General features: G+C 74.1%; 12 protein-coding genes and 3 tRNA genes. 7 read left to right on the forward strand and 8 right to left on the reverse strand.

Going from position 1 to position 17,401, the window contains the following annotated elements; all coding sequences use genetic code 11:
• Positions 1–59 precede the first annotated feature (59 nt).
• Together ACFYUV_RS04565 and ACFYUV_RS04570 are read right to left on the reverse strand one after the other, a co-directional pair.
• On the reverse strand, positions 60–1,238 hold the full coding sequence (locus ACFYUV_RS04565; RefSeq protein ID WP_387664827.1) for a glycosyltransferase family 4 protein: 1,179 nt from the start codon (positions 1,236–1,238) through the stop codon (positions 60–62).
• Positions 1,235–2,080: a sulfotransferase family protein gene (locus ACFYUV_RS04570; protein ID WP_387664829.1), complete on the reverse strand. Its 846-nt coding sequence runs from the start codon at positions 2,078–2,080 to the stop codon at positions 1,235–1,237. Before ACFYUV_RS04570 ends, ACFYUV_RS04565 begins: the two co-directional genes overlap by 4 nt.
• 192 nt (positions 2,081–2,272) lie before the next feature.
• Here ACFYUV_RS04570 and ACFYUV_RS04575 point away from each other — a divergent pair, with 192 nt between their 5' ends.
• A complete protein-coding gene (locus ACFYUV_RS04575; RefSeq protein ID WP_357965838.1) occupies positions 2,273–3,259 on the forward strand; it encodes a LacI family DNA-binding transcriptional regulator in 987 nt (328 codons plus the stop codon).
• A gap of 39 nt (positions 3,260–3,298) precedes the next feature.
• The gene (locus ACFYUV_RS04580) at positions 3,299–3,943 is read left to right on the forward strand and encodes a phosphatase PAP2 family protein (RefSeq protein ID WP_387664831.1); all 645 of its coding nucleotides are present in this window, start codon (positions 3,299–3,301) and stop codon (positions 3,941–3,943) included.
• Here the strand turns inward: ACFYUV_RS04580 and ACFYUV_RS04585 are convergent.
• Positions 3,882–4,868, reverse strand: a complete 987-nt coding sequence (locus tag ACFYUV_RS04585) for a LacI family DNA-binding transcriptional regulator (RefSeq protein ID WP_387665316.1) — start codon at positions 4,866–4,868, stop codon at positions 3,882–3,884. The two genes, ACFYUV_RS04580 and ACFYUV_RS04585, sit on opposite strands and share 62 nt — an antisense overlap.
• A gap of 248 nt (positions 4,869–5,116) precedes the next feature.
• Between ACFYUV_RS04585 and ACFYUV_RS04590 the strand changes: the two genes are divergently transcribed.
• The 5 genes from ACFYUV_RS04590 (at position 5,117) to ACFYUV_RS04610 (ending at position 12,379) form a co-directional block, all read left to right on the forward strand.
• A complete protein-coding gene (locus ACFYUV_RS04590) occupies positions 5,117–7,318 on the forward strand; it encodes an RICIN domain-containing protein (protein WP_387664834.1) in 2,202 nt (733 codons plus the stop codon).
• A gap of 75 nt (positions 7,319–7,393) precedes the next feature.
• A complete protein-coding gene (locus ACFYUV_RS04595) occupies positions 7,394–8,713 on the forward strand; it encodes an ABC transporter substrate-binding protein (RefSeq protein ID WP_387664837.1) in 1,320 nt (439 codons plus the stop codon).
• Entirely contained in the window at positions 8,713–9,633 is a 921-nt protein-coding gene (locus ACFYUV_RS04600; protein ID WP_387664840.1) for a carbohydrate ABC transporter permease, read from the forward strand. The genes ACFYUV_RS04595 and ACFYUV_RS04600 overlap by 1 nt, the downstream gene beginning before the upstream one ends.
• Positions 9,634–9,647: 14 nt before the next feature.
• Positions 9,648–10,475: a carbohydrate ABC transporter permease gene (locus tag ACFYUV_RS04605; protein ID WP_387664842.1), complete on the forward strand. Its 828-nt coding sequence runs from the start codon at positions 9,648–9,650 to the stop codon at positions 10,473–10,475.
• Entirely contained in the window at positions 10,472–12,379 is a 1,908-nt protein-coding gene (locus ACFYUV_RS04610) for a DUF5107 domain-containing protein (RefSeq protein WP_387664844.1), read from the forward strand. The genes ACFYUV_RS04605 and ACFYUV_RS04610 overlap by 4 nt, the downstream gene beginning before the upstream one ends.
• 27 nt (positions 12,380–12,406) lie before the next feature.
• Here ACFYUV_RS04610 and ACFYUV_RS04615 read toward each other — a convergent pair whose 3' ends face one another.
• The 5 genes from ACFYUV_RS04615 to ACFYUV_RS04635 all read right to left on the reverse strand — a co-directional run bounded on the left by ACFYUV_RS04615 (position 12,407) and on the right by ACFYUV_RS04635 (position 17,359).
• Complete coding sequence (locus tag ACFYUV_RS04615) at positions 12,407–13,057, reverse strand: maleylpyruvate isomerase N-terminal domain-containing protein (protein WP_387664846.1); 651 nt, start codon at positions 13,055–13,057, stop codon at positions 12,407–12,409.
• Positions 12,994–16,875: a helix-turn-helix domain-containing protein gene (locus ACFYUV_RS04620; RefSeq protein ID WP_387664849.1), complete on the reverse strand. Its 3,882-nt coding sequence runs from the start codon at positions 16,873–16,875 to the stop codon at positions 12,994–12,996. Before ACFYUV_RS04620 ends, ACFYUV_RS04615 begins: the two co-directional genes overlap by 64 nt.
• Before the next feature lie 246 nt (positions 16,876–17,121).
• Positions 17,122–17,196 (reverse strand) — tRNA-Val (locus ACFYUV_RS04625).
• Position 17,197: 1 nt separating this feature from the next.
• Positions 17,198–17,271: transfer RNA gene (locus ACFYUV_RS04630), tRNA-Cys, on the reverse strand.
• Positions 17,272–17,287: 16 nt separating this feature from the next.
• Positions 17,288–17,359, reverse strand: a tRNA-Gly gene (locus ACFYUV_RS04635).
• Positions 17,360–17,401: the final 42 nt, after the last annotated feature.

Raw genomic sequence — 17,401 nt, forward strand, 5'->3', positions numbered from 1 at the left:
GTTAGAAACCCCGCCGACGCCGGAGGATCCGTCAGGTAGATCTTTCCGTGCCGGGCCCCTCAGCGGCCCGTCCAGAGGTTGTCCGCCACCCGTTGCCCCCGCGTCAGCCCGGCGAACAGCTCCTCCCACATCGGCATCACCACCTCCGGTCCGTACGCCCGCGACGTCGCCGCCGCCGCCTCGCCCATCCGCACCCGCAGCTCCCGGTCGCCGATCACCCGGATCAGCGCCGCGGCCAGCGCGTCCACGTCCCTGGGCGGCACCAGGACGCCGTCCACGCCGTCGGTCAGCACGTCCCGCGGCCCGGTGGGGCAGTCGAAGGCGACCACGGGCAGCGCGTGCGTCATGGCCTCGATCATCACCATGGGCAGGCCCTCGAAGCGGGAGCTGAGCGCGTACACCGACGCCTCGGCCAGCTCCTTCTCCAGCCGCTCGGTACGGCCGGGCAGCGTCACGTGCTCCGCCAGCCCGTGCCGCGCGACCAGCCCGGCGAGCTGGCTGCGGCGCGGCCCGGTGCCGAAGACGCGCAGCCGCCACTCCGGATGCACCCGCACGACCTGCGCGAACGCCTCGATGAGCAGGTCGAACCCCTTCTGCGGCACCAGCCGCCCGGCCGCCACCACGACCGGGTTGACCTGCCGGGACGGTTCCTGCTCCACGCGGTGGACGGCGTTCGGGATCACCACCACCGGCGTGTCCGGCAGCAGGCGCTGGTATTCGAGCTTGTTGGTCCTGGTCAGCACGGTGACCGCGGCGAACCTGCCGTAGTGGCGGGCGATCTCCCTGCGGATCGTGTCGGGGTAGGCGGACAGGTTCATGTGCTCCTGCGCGATCCTGACGACGTCGGCGGGGGTGCGGCGGGCGGAGATCAGGTTCAGCGCGGGCCTGGTCGTCACCAGGACGCCGCCGGACAGGCCGGAGACGTAGTCCATCGCGGCCCGTTCCACCCGCTCGGTGAAGTAGTCGGCGGCGAACTCGCCGCGCGGCACGATCTTGCCGCGGATCCGCCGCCACGCCCTGCGGCCGACGGAGTCGGGCTGTCTGCCCCCGCGCTGGTCCACCAGCGTGGTGACGGTGACGCGGGGGTCGATGGCGAACTGCGGGGCCTCGCGCCGCCGTACCAGGCTGACCAGCTCGACGTCGTGCCCGGCCGCGGTCATCGCGTTCGCCTGGTTGACCACCGTGCGGATCGTGCCGCCCATGCCGTAGGCGTGCAGCATCAGGTAGCGGATCTTCACGCGAGGTACCCCCAGGTCCGGGCGATGGGCTTGAGGGGTTCGGGGATCTGGTCGGGGGAGGGCAGCTCGCGGGCGGGCTGGACGGTCCCGGTCCTGATCTTGTCCCGCCAGTCGCCGAGCCCCTTCTCCAGCACCTGCTGCTCGCCGTAGGAGAGCATCCGCGGCTCCCACTCCAGGCCGAGGAACGCGCAGATCTCGCGGGTGACGCGCTCGGGCTCGGCGCTCAGCTCCTCGTACCTGACGGTCAGCCCCGGCAGCGCGGCCCTGGCCCGCTGCACGGCCTTCATGTACCGCAGGGCGTCGAGGGCGGCCTCCTCGGGGGTACGCCGGTCGGGGGCGGCCTCGTGCCAGGACGTGGCGATGGAGGCGGGGTGGCGCAGCAGGAAGACGAAGCGGGCGTCCGGCCAGCAGGCGGCGATGCGCTGGTGGGCGAAGGCGTTGGCGGGGGTCTTGTCCACGACGTACCGCTTGCCGCTGCGGACCAGCTCGCGGTGCAGCACCCGGTCCCACAGCAGGTGTTCCAGGTCGGCCTGGTTGTGCCCGAGCGCGGCCATCGCCTTGGCGGCCAGCGGAGTGCCGAACTGCACCCGCAACCGGCGTACGTGCAGCTCGTGGGGGGCGTGCAGGTCGGGGTGGGCGTTGAGGATCGCGCGCAGGAGCGTGGAGCCGGACCGTACGGGGGACAGGAGGAAGACGGGGGATTCGAGCAGCCGGTCGGTTAGCGGATCCGCGGGCGGTCTGATCTCGGGAGCGGGCGGGGGAGGGGGCGTGTTCCCGACTCGCTCGATCTGGAATCCGGTGAACCTGACCAGCGCTTTGTTGACGTGCCGCTGCCAGTTCATGGCGAGGCAGACTACCTACCGTTCCTGGCAGTTACCTGGCAGCGTCAGGCCGCCGACCAGGCGTACCGCGGGTTCGCGGGGGCCGTGCGCGGCTGCCGCGCGGTCGCGCGGGAGCGCCCCGGGCCTGTTAGCGTTACCGCTGACAGGAGGTGAGCGGCGGTGAAAGCGAAGGGCGACAGGCCGGCGGTGCTCATGGACGTGGCCGTGCTCGCCGGGGTCTCGGCCATGACCGTCTCGCGCGTGCTCAACGCGCCCGACCGGGTCCGCGCGGAGACCAGGGCCCGCGTCATGGCCGCGGTGCGCGAGCTCGACTACCGGCCCAACCAGGCCGCCCGCCAGCTCGTCACCGGCAGGTCCGGGGTGCTCGGCGTGGTCAGCATCGACACCACCCTCTACGGCCCGGCCTCCACGCTCTACTGCATCGAGCAGGCGGCCAGGCGGGCCGGCTACAACGTCAGCATCGCCAGCCTGCCCTCACTCAGCCGCAGGTCGATGGAGGAGGGCGTGCAGCGGCTGCGCGCCCAGGCGGTCGACGGCGTGATCATTGTGGCGCCGCACGAGTCGGCCGCCGACGGCCTGCGCCACCTGCCGCCGGAGATGCCGGTGGTGGCCGTCGACGCCGGCGACGACATCCCCGTGCCGGTGGCCAAGGTCGACCAGCAGGCGGGCGCCAGGCGGGTCACCCGTCACCTGCTCAGCCTCGGCCACGAGACGGTCTGGCACGTCGCCGGCCCGGCCGACTGGCTCGACGCCAACGGCCGCATCGAGGGCTGGCGCGGCGTGCTGGAGGCCGCCGGCCGGGAGGTGCCCGAGGTGCTGCGCGGCGACTGGAGCGCCCGCTCGGGCTACCAGCTCGGCCGCCGCCTCTGCGAGAACCCCGACGTCACCGCCGTGTTCGTGGCCAACGACCAGATGGCCCTCGGCGTGCTGCGCGCGCTGCGCGAGGCCGGCCGCCGGGTGCCCGAGGACGTCAGTGTGGCCGGGTTCGACGACATCCCCGAGTCGGCCTACTTCTGGCCGCCGCTGACCACCGTGCGCCAGGACTTCGGCGAGGTCGGCAGGCACGCCTTCCACCTGCTGCTCGACTTCATGGCCGGGCACGAGCCGGAGGCGCGGCGGCTGGTCGAGCCCGAGCTCGTGGTCAGGGAGAGCACGGGAGCCAGGCCGTCCCGGGCATGACCGGCATGATCGGCGGGCAGGTGTAGGGCCGTCGCGGAGGTGATCGGCTGGATGATGCTGCTCGAACGTTTCGACGCCTGGGACAAGCGGGCCTTCGACCGGGTCGCGCGCTCCGACCTGCCCGTGCTCGACGCCCTGCTGCCGCATCTGTCGTCGGCGGCCGACAACTCGGTCCTGTGGGGGCTGGTGGCGGGCGTCCTGATGATGACGGGCCGGCCGCGCCTGCAGCGGGCGGGCGTCCGCGGGCTGCTGGCGATCTCGCTGGCCAGCCCGCTGACCAGCATGATCGTCAAGCAGGCGATCCGCAGGCCGCGCCCGCTGACGGACCTCATCCCGGTGATCCGGCGCCGCCGGGTGCCGGCGTCCTCGTCGCTGCCGTCGGGGCACAGCGCGTCCGCGGTTGCCTTCGCGGTGGCGGTCGCCAGGGACGCGCCGCTGCCGGTCGCCACCTCCGTCACGCTGCTCGCCGCCGCGGTGGCCGCCTCCCGCGTGTACGTGGGCGCCCACTACCCGGGCGACGTGCTGGCCGGGGTCGCCGTCGGGGCGGCGGCGGGCTGGAGCGCCCACGGCTGCGGACGCTGGCTGCGCCGCACGCTGGCCGCCTCCGCCGCGCCGCAGGAGGTCAGGCGGGGCCGCTGCTGGCCCGGACGATCAGGGTCGAGCGCAGCAACTGCAGGGAGTTGACCGGCGGGCGGCCCTCGTCCAGGGCGCGCAGCAGGAGCTCGATGGCCTGCCTGGTCATCTCCCTGCTCGGGACGGCGACCGTGGTGAGGGCGGGATGCGTCACCCGTACCTCGTCGATGTCGTCGTGGCCGACCACCGACAGGTCGCCGGGCACCGAGCGGCCGCCGAGCCGGGCCGCCTCCAGCGCGCCCAGCGCGAGGATGTCGTGCGTGCAGAAGAGGGCGGTCACGCCGGGGTCGGCGGTCAGGGCCGCGGTGGCGGCGGTGAAGCCGCCCATGGCCGTCGGCTCCGGCGCGGTGAAGACGGCCGCGCCCGGGACGTCGAGGCCGTCGCGGGCGAACGCGCGCCGGAACCCCTGCACGCGCAGCGCGTGCGGCGCGCTGCTCAGCACCGCGACCCGCTCGTGGCCCAGCTCGCGCAGGTGCCGCCCGGCCAGGTAGCCGGCCTGCTCGTAGTCGATCGTGACGACGGGCAGGGTGTCGGGCACCTCGCTCTCCCACGCGCACAGCGCCACGGGGAAACGCGCGTCGGCCAGCAGCGGCAGGTGCTCGGTGAGGCCGTTGTCGCCGGCGATCAGCAGGGCGTCGACCGAGCGGCTGGTCAGGCCGGTGATGTGCCGGCGGGCCCGGTCGCCGTCGAGGCGGGTGGTGCACAGCAGCAGGTGGTAGCCGTGCTCCTCCAGGACGTTCTCGGCCTCCTCGACCACGGCCGAGTAGAACGAGCTGGCCACCGTCGGCACGAACAGGCCGACGGTCATGGTGGTGCCGGTGGCCAGCGAGCGGGCGACCAGGTTGGGGGTGTAGCCGAGCTCGGCGATGGCGGCGCGCACCCTGGCCTCGGTCTCGGGGCGGACGCGGACGCGGCCGGTGACCACGTTGGAGACCGTCTGCTTGGTGACCCCGGCCCGCTCGGCCACGTCCTGCATCGTGACCACGCGGCCTCCTAAAGGTTTGACCGGTCCAATGACGTCGCCCCGAAACGTAGCCGCCAGGCTCCGATCTCGTCAACCATCCTGCGCATTACGTGCCTTTTGACCGGACAAGAGAGCAGGAACGCGAAATCGGGCCTTGTTTGAGCGGTCAAATCTGGCGTATGGTCCGGCCACGCGGTTCCGGCTCGTGGTTCCCCCCAAGGGCCCGCCCGGTGTGGCGTGCCCGACAGAAAGGAGCACCCGTGTCCCCCCATCGCAACGTGCTCACCGCCGCCGCCGCGGCCCTGACGCTGGTCCTGGGCGGTTCCCTCGCCGTCCCGGCCGCGTCGGCCGCACCGCCCGACGCCACCTACACGATCACCGTCGGCTCCACCGGCCGCTACGCCCATCCCACCGACACCCCGGCGGCCACCTACATCGACAAGGACGGCACCTTCTACTTCCAGCAGTCGGCCGCCCTCTACGGCGCCTCCGACCCCCGCTACTGGGACTTCTTCACCGGCGCGAACTTCGAGACCGCCACCCGCTCGGCCGCGATCAGCGACGCGGTCAACCCGGCCAACTCCGCCGACCGCAACAACGACACGACCTGGCGCTGCAACAACAGCCCGACCGGCGTCGAGGCGACCCCCGCCGGCGCGGGCTCGGGATACGCCCACAAGAACTACTGCGACCTGGTCGGCGTCTGGGTGGACCCCGACACCGGCGACTGGTACGGCCTGGTGCACAACGAGTTCACCCCCCAGCCCTTCGGCGACGGCCTGCACTACGACTCGCTCGACTACGCCGTCTCCCGCAACCAGGGCCGGGTGTGGACCATCCTCGGCCACGCGATCACCTCGCCGTACAGCACGAAGCGCAACGACGCCGCGGCCTTCCCCCACCAGACCTACGACTACGGCGACGGCGACCCGCGCCTGTTCGCCGACCCGGTCTCGGGCTACTTCTACGTCTACTACGGCTCGCGGATCATCCCGAAGGGCGGCGTGGGCGGCGGCAACGGCGGCCTGGCCCACGTGGCGCGGGCGCCGATGTCGGCCAAGATGGCGACCGGCTCGTGGACCAAGTGGTACGACGGCTCCTGGTCGCAGCCCGGCGTGGGCGGCAAGGAGAGCAACATGGTCCCGGTCACCGCCGCGAACCCCCGGGGCTACACGCCCGTGGGCGGCGACTACGACCCGGCCAACACCGGCACGGTCGACCAGCAGATCGCCGCCGGGGAGCTGCCGCCGAAGTCCGACCTGTTCATCATGAACATCGCCTACGACGCCCACCTCGGCCTGTACCTCGGCGAGCCCGAGGTCGTCTCCGGCCGTCAGCCGCAGCGCCTCTACGTCACCGACGACCTGTCGACCCAGCGGTGGCGCCTGATCGGCGACACCGGGAGCTACGTCTCCGGCTCCTGGTACCGCTGGTTCCTCGACGACGTCAGCAGAACCGGCTCGGCCATCGTCGGCCGGACGTTCCGCTCGTACTGCTCGATCGAGTGCGCGACCTCCAGCGGCGAGTACGCGAACCTCACCGTCACCTCCACCGCGCCCGCCCCCGCCCCGGCGGACCCGGCCAGGACCTACCGGATCGGCACCGGGGCGGGCCGCGTCCTGGCCCAGGTCTCCGGCGGCCCGGCGACCACCTCCGCCGCCGCCCCGACCGGCTCGCCCCTGGAGAACTGGACGTTCACCCCCAACGGCGACGGCTCCTACCGCATCGCCAACGCCTCCACCGGCGGGCTGCTCGGCGTGGACGCGGCCACGACGGCCGGCCGCGCCTGGGGGGCGAAACCGGTCGTCACCGCGCCCGGCGCCGGCGGGCCCACCGCGGGCCAGCAGTGGTTCGTGGTGCCGGGCGGAAGCGGCCACCGGCTGGTCAACCGCTACAGCGGCCTCGCGCTCGCCCTGACGGCGGACGCGTCCCGACCGGCCGAGACCACCCCCGTACGCCACTGGAGCGACACCTCCGGCGGGACGGTCGGCGGTCGCCGCACGGCCGCCGAGCAGACCCTGACGCTGACCGACACCGGCGCCCCGGGCGGCGACCTGAGCGGCACCCACACCCTGACCGCCGCCGGCAAGGCCCTGGACGACCCCGACCACTCCACCACCCCGGGCACCCAGCTCATCACCTGGACCCCCAACTCCGGCGCCAACCAGCGCTGGGTCTTCACCCGTCAGCCCGACGGTTCCTACCAGATCGCCAACGGCCTGTCGAAGCTCTGCGTGGACGTCGGCGGCGGCTCCACCGCCGCCGGCGCCAAGATCATCCAGTGGACGTGCACCGGCGCCGCGAACCAGCGCTGGCAGGTCACCCCCGCCCCCGCGGGCGGCTACCGGATCGCCTCGCAGAAGAGCGGGCTGCTGCTCACCACGGCCTCCACCGCCGACGGCGCGCTCGTCACCCAGCAGGCCGACACCGGCTCGGCGCTGCAGCGCTGGACCGTCGGCTGATCCTCCTCCGGCGGGGCCCCGTCCGGGCCCCGCCGGGCCACCCCCCGAATCTCACAGGACAGGCGGTGCCGCTCGATGAGCTCATCCCGATCCCTCCCCATCCGCAGGACGTTCGCCGGGCTCGCCGCCGGCGCGCTGGCCCTCGGCCTGGTCACCGCCTGCGGCGGCGACGCCCAGGACGCGTCCGGCAAGGAGCTCGTCTACTGGTCGATGTGGAAGCAGGGCGAACCCCAGCAGGTGGCCCTGCAGGCCGCGATCACCCGCTTCACCCGGGCCACCGGCATCAAGGTCAAGGCCGAGTGGGCCGGCCGCGACGTGGTCAAGCAGAAACTGCCCGCCGCGCTCACCACGTCCAAGGTGCCGGACGTGGTCGACCAGTCCGACGACACGATCCGGCCGTTCATGGTGACCCCGGGCGTGGCCCGGGGGCTGGCCAGGGTGTACGAGGCCGACGTGCCCGGCGAGGCGGGCAAGAAGGTCAAGGACGTCATCCCGGCCAAGTACTCGCAGAGCCCGGCGTTGCGGCTGCCGGACGGCCAGCCGTACATGGTGCCCTACAGCGTGGCCGGCATCGGCCTGTTCTACGACGCCGCCACCCTCACCGAGACGCCGCCGAAGGACTGGACGGCGTTCCTGGCGCTGCTCGGCACCCTCAAGGCCGGCGGCCGGACGGCCCCGCTCACCGCCGACGGCGAACAGTACTGGTCCGACTCGTACTGGATGAACTACTACCTCTACCGGACGATCGGCGCGGACGGCCTCAAGGCCATCGCCGAGGACCGGACCGGGCAGTCGTGGAGGAAGCCCGAGGTGCTGGCCGCCGCCCGGCAGATCGAGCGGTTCGCCAAGGAGGGCTACCTGCTCAAGGGGTACGACGCCAGCAAGTACCCCGAGCAGCAGAAGAACTGGGCCCAGGGCCGGGCCGCGTTCATGATCATGGGTTCCTGGCTGCCCAGCGAGGTCGGCTCGTACGCCAGGGCCGGGTTCAAGCCCGCCTCCATGCCCTTCCCCGAGGTCGGCGGGCCGGCCAGGGGCGAGGAGGTCGTGCAGTTCGGCTTCGCGATGCCCGCCAAGGCCAGGAACGTCGAGGCCGGTGAGCGGTTCATCGCGTACCTGACGACCAAGGAGTTCGCCGACGACCTGGCCAGGACGGCCTCCGTGCTCTCGCCGCGGGCGGACGCGTTCGTGCCCGAGGCGCTGGCCGGGGTGAAGCGGCAGCTCGACAGCGTGCCCGAGACCTACCCGTTCGCGGCCGGGCTGAGCGTGCCGGGCTGGACCGACAAGGTCTACTACCCGACGGTGGGCGAGCTGTTCAACGGCAGGCTCACCGCGCAGGGGTTCGTGGACAAGATCACCGCGGTCCAGGCCGGCTTCTGGAAGAACCAGGGCAGCTGATGGCGGCCGAACCCGGGAAACGGCCCGGCCCGGCCGTACGGGCCCGGCAGCGGGCCTTCGTCCCCATGGTGGGCCCGGCCCTGGCGCTGCTGGGCGTCTTCGTCCTCGGCCCGGCCTGCTACGCGGTGTGGATCAGCCTCCAGCAGACCGCCGGGTACGGCGACTCGCGCTTCGTCGGCCTGCGCAACTACGCCCGCCTGCTGGGCGACCCGGTCTTCCACACCGCGCTGCTCAACACCCTGAAGCTGCTGGTCGTCGGCGGGGGCGTGACGTTCGCCGCCGGGTTCGCGCTCACGATGGTGCTCAGGGAGATGCGCGGGCGGCTGATCGCCCGCAACATCCTGTTCTTCCCCAACATCGTCAGCGCGCTGGTGCCGGCCATCGTGGCGGGATTCCTGTTCAACCCCGACGGGCTGGTCAACACCGTGCTGAAGGGCGTCTTCGGGGTGAGCGACCCGCCCAAGTGGCTGGCCGTGGACAACACGTTCACGCTCATCATGATCGTGGCGATCTGGGCGGCCGTCGGGTACTACACCACGATCATCATGGCCGCCGTCGACCGCATCCCCGCCTCCTTCCACGAGGACTGCGCGCTGCTCGGGGCCACGTCCTGGCAGCGGCTGCGGCACGTCACGATCCCGCTGACCTGGGACGTGCTCAGCGTCTGCGCGCTGCTGTGGACCATCAGCTCGATCAAGGTGTTCGAGCTGGTGCTGGTGTTCGGCGGCGGCACCGCGGGCACGCCGCCGAGCAGCACCTGGACCGTCGCCCTCTACAGCTACGCGGCCACGTACGGCGGCTCCGGCTCGCCGCCCGAGCTGGGGATGACCGCCGCCAGCGCGCTGTTCAGCCTGCTGATCGCGGCGGCCGTGGTGCTCCTGCTGCGGCGGGCGCTCGACCGTGAAGCCGTCCGGTTCTGAAAGGGGGGCCGACCATGAGAGCGACGAGGCTCGCGCCCATGAAGGCGGCCGTGTGGGCGGTCGTCGCCGCCGACGTGGCGCTGCTGGCGTGGGTGCTGATCACATCGCTGAAGAGCACCCGCGACGTGTTCGACCATCCGTGGCGGCTGCCGATCCCGCCGACGCTGGACAACTACCTGACCGCGCTGGAGGTCGGGAACTTCGGCCGGGCCGCGGTCAACAGCGCGGTCGTGGGCGTGCTGTCCGCGGTGCTGGCCGTGGTGGTCGCCGCGCCGGCCGCGTACGCGCTGACCCGGACCGCGAACCGCGCGGGACGGCCGCTGACGCTGCTGTTCGCGCTCGGGACCGGCGTGCCCACGCAGGTCATCCTGCTGCCGATCTTCCTCATGCTGAGCACCCTGGAGCTCACCTCCACCCTGACCGGCCTCACCCTGGCCTACGTCGGCACGGCCATGCCGTTCACCGTCTTCCTGCTGACCGGCTTCTTCCGGTCGCTGCCCGGCGAGCTGGAGGAGGCCGCCGCGCTGGACGGCGCCGGGGTGTGGCGGACGTTCCTGCGCATCGTGGTGCCGGTCGCCCGGCCGGGGCTGGTCACCGTGTTCGTGCTCCAGCTCATCGTCTCCTGGAACGAGACCATGCTCGCCCTGGTGCTGATGCAGGACGACGAGAAGGAGACGCTGCCGGTGGCGCTGATCGGCTTCGCCCAGCAGCAGCAGTACACCGGCACCAACTGGGGCGGTATGTTCGCCGGCGTCTGCGTGGTCGTGCTGCCCATGGTGGTCCTGTTCGCCTGGGTGGGACGCCGCGTCACCGAAGGCATCACCGTGGGGATGGGGAAATGACGACGACCGTCCGCCGCATCATGATCACTCTGCCGGTCGCCCCGCCCGGCCCGGACAACCCGCTGCCGCCCCTCGGCGAGGCCGCCGGGCCCGCGCCCACGGTCGCCGGCGCGCCGCCCGACATGGCCTTCCAGCTCTCCTACGGCAGGCTCGCCTCCGTGCTGCCCTGCCGCGTCCAGGACGGTTACGACCGGGCGCGCCGGCCCCGCCGGGTCGAGGCGATCCAGCTCGCCAACGACCGGCTGACCGCGACCGTGCTGCCCGGCTGGGGCGGACGCCTGTACTCGCTGGTCCACCGCGACCACGGCGAGCTGCTCTACCGGAACCCGGTGCTGCAACCGGCGAACTTCGGGCTGACCGGCGCCTGGTTCTCCGGCGGCGTGGAGTGGAACTCCGGCTCGACGGGGCACACCACGCTGACCTGCCGCCCGGTGTTCGCCGGGGAGGCCGAGGGGCCCGACGGGACGCCGATGGTCCGGGTGTGGGAGTGGGAACGCACCCGGGACCTGCCGTACCAGGTCGACTTCTGGCTGCCGCGCGGGTCGGACTTCCTGTACGTGGGCGTGCGCATGCGCAACCCGCACCCGCACGAGGTGCCGGCGTACTGGTGGTCGAACATCGCCGTCCCCGAGACCGGGCGGACGCGCGTGCTCGCCCCGGCCGGCACGGCCTGGCACTTCGGCTACGCCGGGCGGCTCGAACGGGTCCCCATCCCGGTCTGGGACGGCCTGGACCGCAGCTACCCGGCCCGCGCGGACCACGCCGCCGACTACTTCTTCGAGCTCGGCGACCGCCGTCCGTGGATCGCCGCGCTCGACGGCTCCGGCGCGGGCCTCGTGCACACCTCCACCCGGTCGCTGCGCGGGCGCAAGCTCTTCCTGTGGGGACGCGGGCCCGGCGGGCGCCGCTGGCAGGACTGGCTCACCGAGCCCGGCACCGGCGGCTACCTGGAGATCCAGGCGGGGCTGGCCCGTACCCAGCTCGAACACGTGCCACTGCCCGGCGGGGGCGAGTTCTCCTGGCTGGAGGCGTACGGGCCGCTGCGCGCCGACCCCGCCGCCGTGCACGGCACGGACTGGTCGGAGGCGGTGCGGGCGGCCGAGGAGGAGCTGGCGGCCCGGCTGCCGGCCGCCGAGGTGTCCGCCGCCTGGCGCAAGTGGCGGCCGCACGCCGACCAGGAGCCCGTCCGGATCCTGGCGGAGGGGTCCGGCTGGGGCGCCCTGGAGGTGGCGCGCGCCGGCGTCGCCACGCCCGGCACCCCGTTCCCCCGGTCCACCCTCGGCGCCGACCAGTCGCCCTGGCTGACTCTCCTCACCACCGGCGCCTTCCCCCGTCCTGAGCCCTCTCCCGGCGCGGATCCCGGGCACAGCCTCGTGTCCGGGCCGTGGCGGCGGCTGCTGGAGCGGGCGCCGGAGACCTGGGTGACGGCCTACCACCTGGGCGTGGCCGCCTGGCACGCGCAGGACCGCGCGGAGGCCGCACGCGCGTGGCGGCGCTCCGCCGAGCTGCGCCCGAACCCCTGGGCGACCCGCTGCCTGGCCCGCACCATCGCGAACCCGGACGAACGGGCCACCCTGTACCTCGCGGCCCTCGACCAGACGGCCGGACTCGTCAGGGAGCGCCTGGCGGCGGAGGCGGCCGTCGCGCTGCTGGAGGCCGGCCGGGCCGCCGAGTGCCTGGCCGTCCTGGACACGCTGCCCGCGACCGGCCGGGCGGTCCTGCTCCGCGCCCGCGCCCTGCTCGCCGCCGGGGACCGGGACGGCGCCCGCGCGCTGTTCGACGCCGGCTTCGACGTCGATGACCTGCGGGAGGGCGAGCCCGTCCTGCACGACACGTGGTCACGCCTGACCGCCGACCCGCTGCCCGGACGCTACGACTTCCGCATGCACCCCGACGACGCCTGACCTGCCCTTAGTCGCCGGTGCCGGTGGTCAGCCCAGCAGCGGGAAGCGGTCGTCGGCGGACGGGAGCCGTCCGGTGGCTTCGAGCACGTACGCCGTCAGGTCCAGACGGGCCGGGCGGTCCGTGCCGAGCAGCCCGTCGAGGGTCTCGCCGGCCAGCTCCAGCGCCTCCCGGGCGGGCGGCCGCGCGGCCTGCAGGTCGAGGTGGTGGACGGCGGCCTCGGTCGCCAGCGTGGCCAGGAAGTCGGGCACGGCGATCACGTGCCCCTGCGTGGCGACGCATCCCGCCGGGTCGGCCGCCAGCGCCGCCCGCACGGCGGCGGGGGCGGTGTCCTGCCACACCCGCAGCACCCCGGAGGGCCGGGTGAAGGCGGACGCGGACCTGCGCACCCACCAGGCGTGGGCGTCCGCGCCGCCCCCGGCGCCCTCGGCGCCCCCGGCGGCGTCCGGGACGGGCTGGAAGGAGTTCCAATAGGTGACGTGGTCCACGTCGGGCGGCCCGTCGGCCGGGGTGGCGAACGCGACGAGGGCCCGCTGGGCGTCGCACAGCACGTGGAAGAGCAGATCCACCCCGGCCCAACCGGCGCACCGGGTGGGCCTGAGCGGGTCGGTCTCGGTCACCGCGGCCGTGAACTCGCGGTAGGCGGCGGCGAGGGCGGTGCGGGCACGTTCGAAGTCCATGGGGACGATTCTTTCCCGCGGCCCGCCGCTTCCGGCCGGACGGGCGGGCAACCCCGCTGGTACGGGCGCTGCGGGAAGTGCGACCGCCACTCCGCGGACGTCAGCTCCCCGGCCCGCCGGCACAGGACGGCGGCCGAGGCGGCCGGATCGAGCTCGTACCGCTGGACCGGGACGTGCTCCCCGGCCGCGTACAGGACCCGGCCGCCGTCGCCGAAGGCCAGCGCGAGGACGGCGTCGCCCGGCGTGGGCAGCGGCGAGCCGATCGGCTGCCGGGAGGCCACGTCCCACAGCTGCAGCGAGCCGTTCGCGCCGCCGGTCGCGAGGACCGTGCCGTCCGGCGAGAACGCCAGTGCGTTGACCATGACGCTGCGGTCGGCGGCGGCCGTCGTGGGGATCGCCAGCGTGCCGAGACGGCGCTCCGCGCGGCCGTCCCACAGGACGGTGCGGCCCGTGGCGTCCCCGGCGGCCAGGTACCGGCCGTCCGGGCTGAAGGCCAGCGAGGTGGTCTGGCCGGGCCCGTACCGGCCCTGGATCCGCCGCGTCGAGGGCAGGTCGACGAGGTCGCCCATGGAGGTGACCAGCAGCCGCCGGTCGGGGTCCGTCCGCAGCTCGTGGCCGGTGACGTCGGGGAGCGTCTTGGTGACGGTCCGGCTGCGCGGGTCCCAGACGCTCAGCCGGCCCACCAGGGGCGGGGAGGCAGCCAGCAGCGTGCCGCCGGGGCCGAAGGCGAGGGCTCCGACCGAGCGGGCGCCGCCGTCCAGCGTCAGGCTGTCCGACAGGCGGGCGCGGGCGACGTCCCACACCGACACCCGGGTGGGCAGCGAGCGGTAGCCCAGGGGGGAGCCGCCGTAGGCCAGCCGCCGACCGTCGTCGTCGAAGGCCAGCAGCAACGTGCACTGCGGGATCTGCGACTTCGGCTCGGGGCAGGCCACCTCCGGGAGGTCGGCGGTGGGCCGGCCGGTCCGCCGGTCGTACAGCCGGAAGCGTACGAGGCCCGTCTCGTGCCCCGGGTAGCCGAGGGCGAGCGCGGCGCCGTCCGGGCCGAAGGCCGCCGCTGAGGCGGCCTCCTCCCGCCATCCGGGGCTCGCCGCGCCGCCCAGGTCGAGGGTGCGCACGGTCGCGGGCCACGTGGAGCCGGACCCGGCGAGGTAGCGGATCCGGTTCGCCCCCGGGTCCACCCGCAGGTCCACGGCCTGCTCGCCGGACAGGGGATGCCGGAAGACCGGCAGTTCGGGGGAGGCCAGGCGCCACAGGACGATCGCGGCGCCGTCGGAGGCGGCCAGGAAGGCGCCGTCGGCGCTGAAGGACACCTCCTTGACGTCGCGGCGGACGACGCCCGGCAGCTCCTTTCCCGACGCGAGCTCCCACATGCGGACCTTCTCCGTCGTGACGACCGCCAGGCGCCCGCCGTCGGGGGTGAAGCGCACCCGCTCGTACTGGCACTGCTCGCGGGTGAGGACGGGCGCCCACGGCGTGCCGATCCGGCGGGCCGCCGCGACGTCCCACAGCTGCAACGGCTCGCCGGGCACGCACAGCGCCAGCAGGCGGCCGTCCGGGCCGAGCGTCGCGTCCGGGAACGACGGGTCCGCCCAGTCGCGCCGGTCGGCCGAGCTGCGCAGGTACGCCGTCCCGAACTCCCAGGCGATCTCCGCCGGGTCGGCGGGCGCCCGGCGGGGGAACTCGACCGTCAGCAACTCGCGCCGGGTCCGCGTGTCCCACACCCGGACCCGGTAGGTGTCCCGCCCGGCGTCGTAGCCGATGACGGTGCGCCCGTCAGGGCCGGCCTCGAACCCGTCCGGCGCGCGGCCGAGGGCGGCCGGGGCCCGGCTGCCGGTCCGCAGGTCCCACAGGCCCACCTCGCCGTCCGCCAGGCGCATGGGCAGCGTCCACGCGTCGCCTCTGCGGGCGCCCAGCTGGTCGAGTGCCGCGCCGGGGGCGGGCATGGAGCCCGTCGCGCGGCGGGCGTCCAGGTCCCAGGACGTGACCTGGTCGGCGCCGACGCTGAGCAGGGTCCGCCCGTCGGCGCTGAGATGCCGCCTGGTCAGGCTGCCGCCGGCGGGGTCGGTGAAGACGTCCTGGGCCGGCTGGACGGCCGCGGCCAGCAGGGCGGAACGGGTCTCCGGCAGGTCGGCCAGCCGCCAGGCGGCCAGGGCCAGCCGCATCGAGGCGCGCGGGTCGGAGTCGCGCAGGCTCGCCGCCACGCCTGCGGTGCGGCGGGCCTCGGCCTCGCGCTGCCGCTGCTCGCCGGTCCTGCTCTGCTGCCAGGCCAGCAGCGCCGCGGTCAGGGTGAGCACGAGCAGCACGGCGGTGGCCGTCGCGCGCCGCCTGCGCCGCCGTCGTTCGCCGTCGCGGGCGGCGCGGCTCGCCGTGAGGAAGTCGCGCTCCAGCGGCGTGAGGACGCCGGCCCGTCCGAGGTGCTCGTCGGCGACGGCCAGCGCCACCCCCCGGTACAGGCCGCCCGGGTCGCGGTCGTGGTCCTGCCAGGCGCCGGCCGCCTCGGTCAGGCGGCGGTGCACGCGCAGGCGTTCGCGGTCCTCCTCGATCCAGCCGCGCAGCCGGGGCCAGGCGGTGAGGAGCGCCTCGTGCGCCAGGTCGACGCGCCCCTCGTCGAGGGTGACCAGCCGCGCCCTGGCCAGCCGCTCCAGCAGCTCGCCGGTCTCGTCGTCCGGCTCGCCGGTGAGCAGTTCGGCGCGCTCGACCGGGCGGCGGGTGTCCTGGCCGTCCTGGCCGGGGGTGACCAGGCGGAGCATCAGGTGGCGCAGGCGCTCCCGCCGCGCGGGGGACAGGCCGGCGTACAGTTCCTCGGACGTGCGCGCGATGGCGCTGCGCAGGCCGCCGGCGGCCGTGTAGCTCGCCACCGTCAGCACCCGGCCGCGCCGCCGCCGCCAAGTCTCCAGCAGCGCGTGCGACATCAGCGGCAGCGCGCCGGGCTCGCCCTCCACCTCGCCGACGATCATGGTGGTCAGCTCGCGCTCCACCACCAGCCCGGCCCCGGCCGCCGGCCTGACGATCGCCGCCCGCAGCTCGGCCGCGCTCATCGGGCTCATCAGCAACGTCGCGTCCCTGGCCGACTCGGCCAGCCCCCGGTGCCCGGCGCACTGCCCGAAGAAGTCGGCCCGTACGGCCAGCACGACCCGCGGCCCCTTCTCGGCCCGCGCGGCGGCCAGCAGCGCGTCGATGAAGGCGGCCCGCCGCGCCGGATCGGCGCACAGGGCGAAGACCTCCTCGAACTGGTCCACGACGAGCACGTCCGCCCGCACGCCGGCCTCCTCCGGCCGCGGCTCGGGACCGGGCGTGACCACGCGGACCATCGGCGGCCGGCCGCCGGTGTCGCCGGTCCGCAGCAGCCGGGGCACCAGCCCCGCGCGCAGGAGGGAGGACTTGCCGCTGCCGGACGGCCCGACGAGCAGCACCAGCCGGTGCTCGCCGACCAGCGCCGCCAGCCGCTCCACCAGCGCGCCGCGCCCGAAGAAGCGGTCCTGGTCGCTGGTCTCGAACCGGGCCAGGCCCAGGTACGGGGCGGGGGAGTCGTCCTCGGCGGCCGCCTGGGCGAGGGCTTCCCGATCGGCCTCCTCCCAGCGCCGCCGCCAGGTCTCGACGTCCCCGCCGCAGGCCCGGACGTAGGCCAGGGCGACGGGCAGCGAGGGCAGCCGGTAACCGGCGGCGGCCTGGGCGAGGGTGGCGGCGGAGTAGTGGGCGCGGGCCGCCATCGCCCGGTAGGTGAGCCCGCCGGCCTCCTGGCGTAACTTGCGCAGCTCGTACGCGAATCGGGCGATGGGCCCGGAGGCCGGGTCCAGCGGCTGCTCACGACGGCCCAACGTCCCCTCCAGCGAATCCTCTCAAGATCACGTTACTGGTCACGAGAGATACGGAGTCGCCGGCCACCCCGATCAGGACGTGCCGGGCGCCGCGAACCTGCGTCCGTTTCGAGACAGCAGGCCGGAGCCCGACACAGTGAGGGCGGAGCTGGTCACGGTGAGGGCGGCGGGTCGGATCCCGTCGGGAGGCCGGGCCCGGACAGCCGAAAGGCCAGACCCCGTCGTTCCGGGTCTGGCCTTGGAGTGTGGTGGACGATACTGGGATTGAACCAGTGACCTCTTCCGTGTCAGGGAAGCGCTCTCCCGCTGAGCTAATCGTCCTTGGAGGTGGAGACGGGATTTGAACCCGTGTGGACGGCTTTGCAGGCCGCTGCCTCGCCTCTCGGCCACTCCACCGAGTCGAACCACTCCGAGCGGAAGACGGGATTCGAACCCGCGACCCTCACCTTGGCAAGGTGATGCTCTACCACTGAGCCACTTCCGCGCTGTTGCGTGCCTAACTCTAGCGCCTTTTCCGACCAGATGC

This window comes from Nonomuraea sp. NPDC003560, assembly GCF_042878785.1.
In the GTDB taxonomy this organism is placed as follows: domain Bacteria; phylum Actinomycetota; class Actinomycetes; order Streptosporangiales; family Streptosporangiaceae; genus Nonomuraea.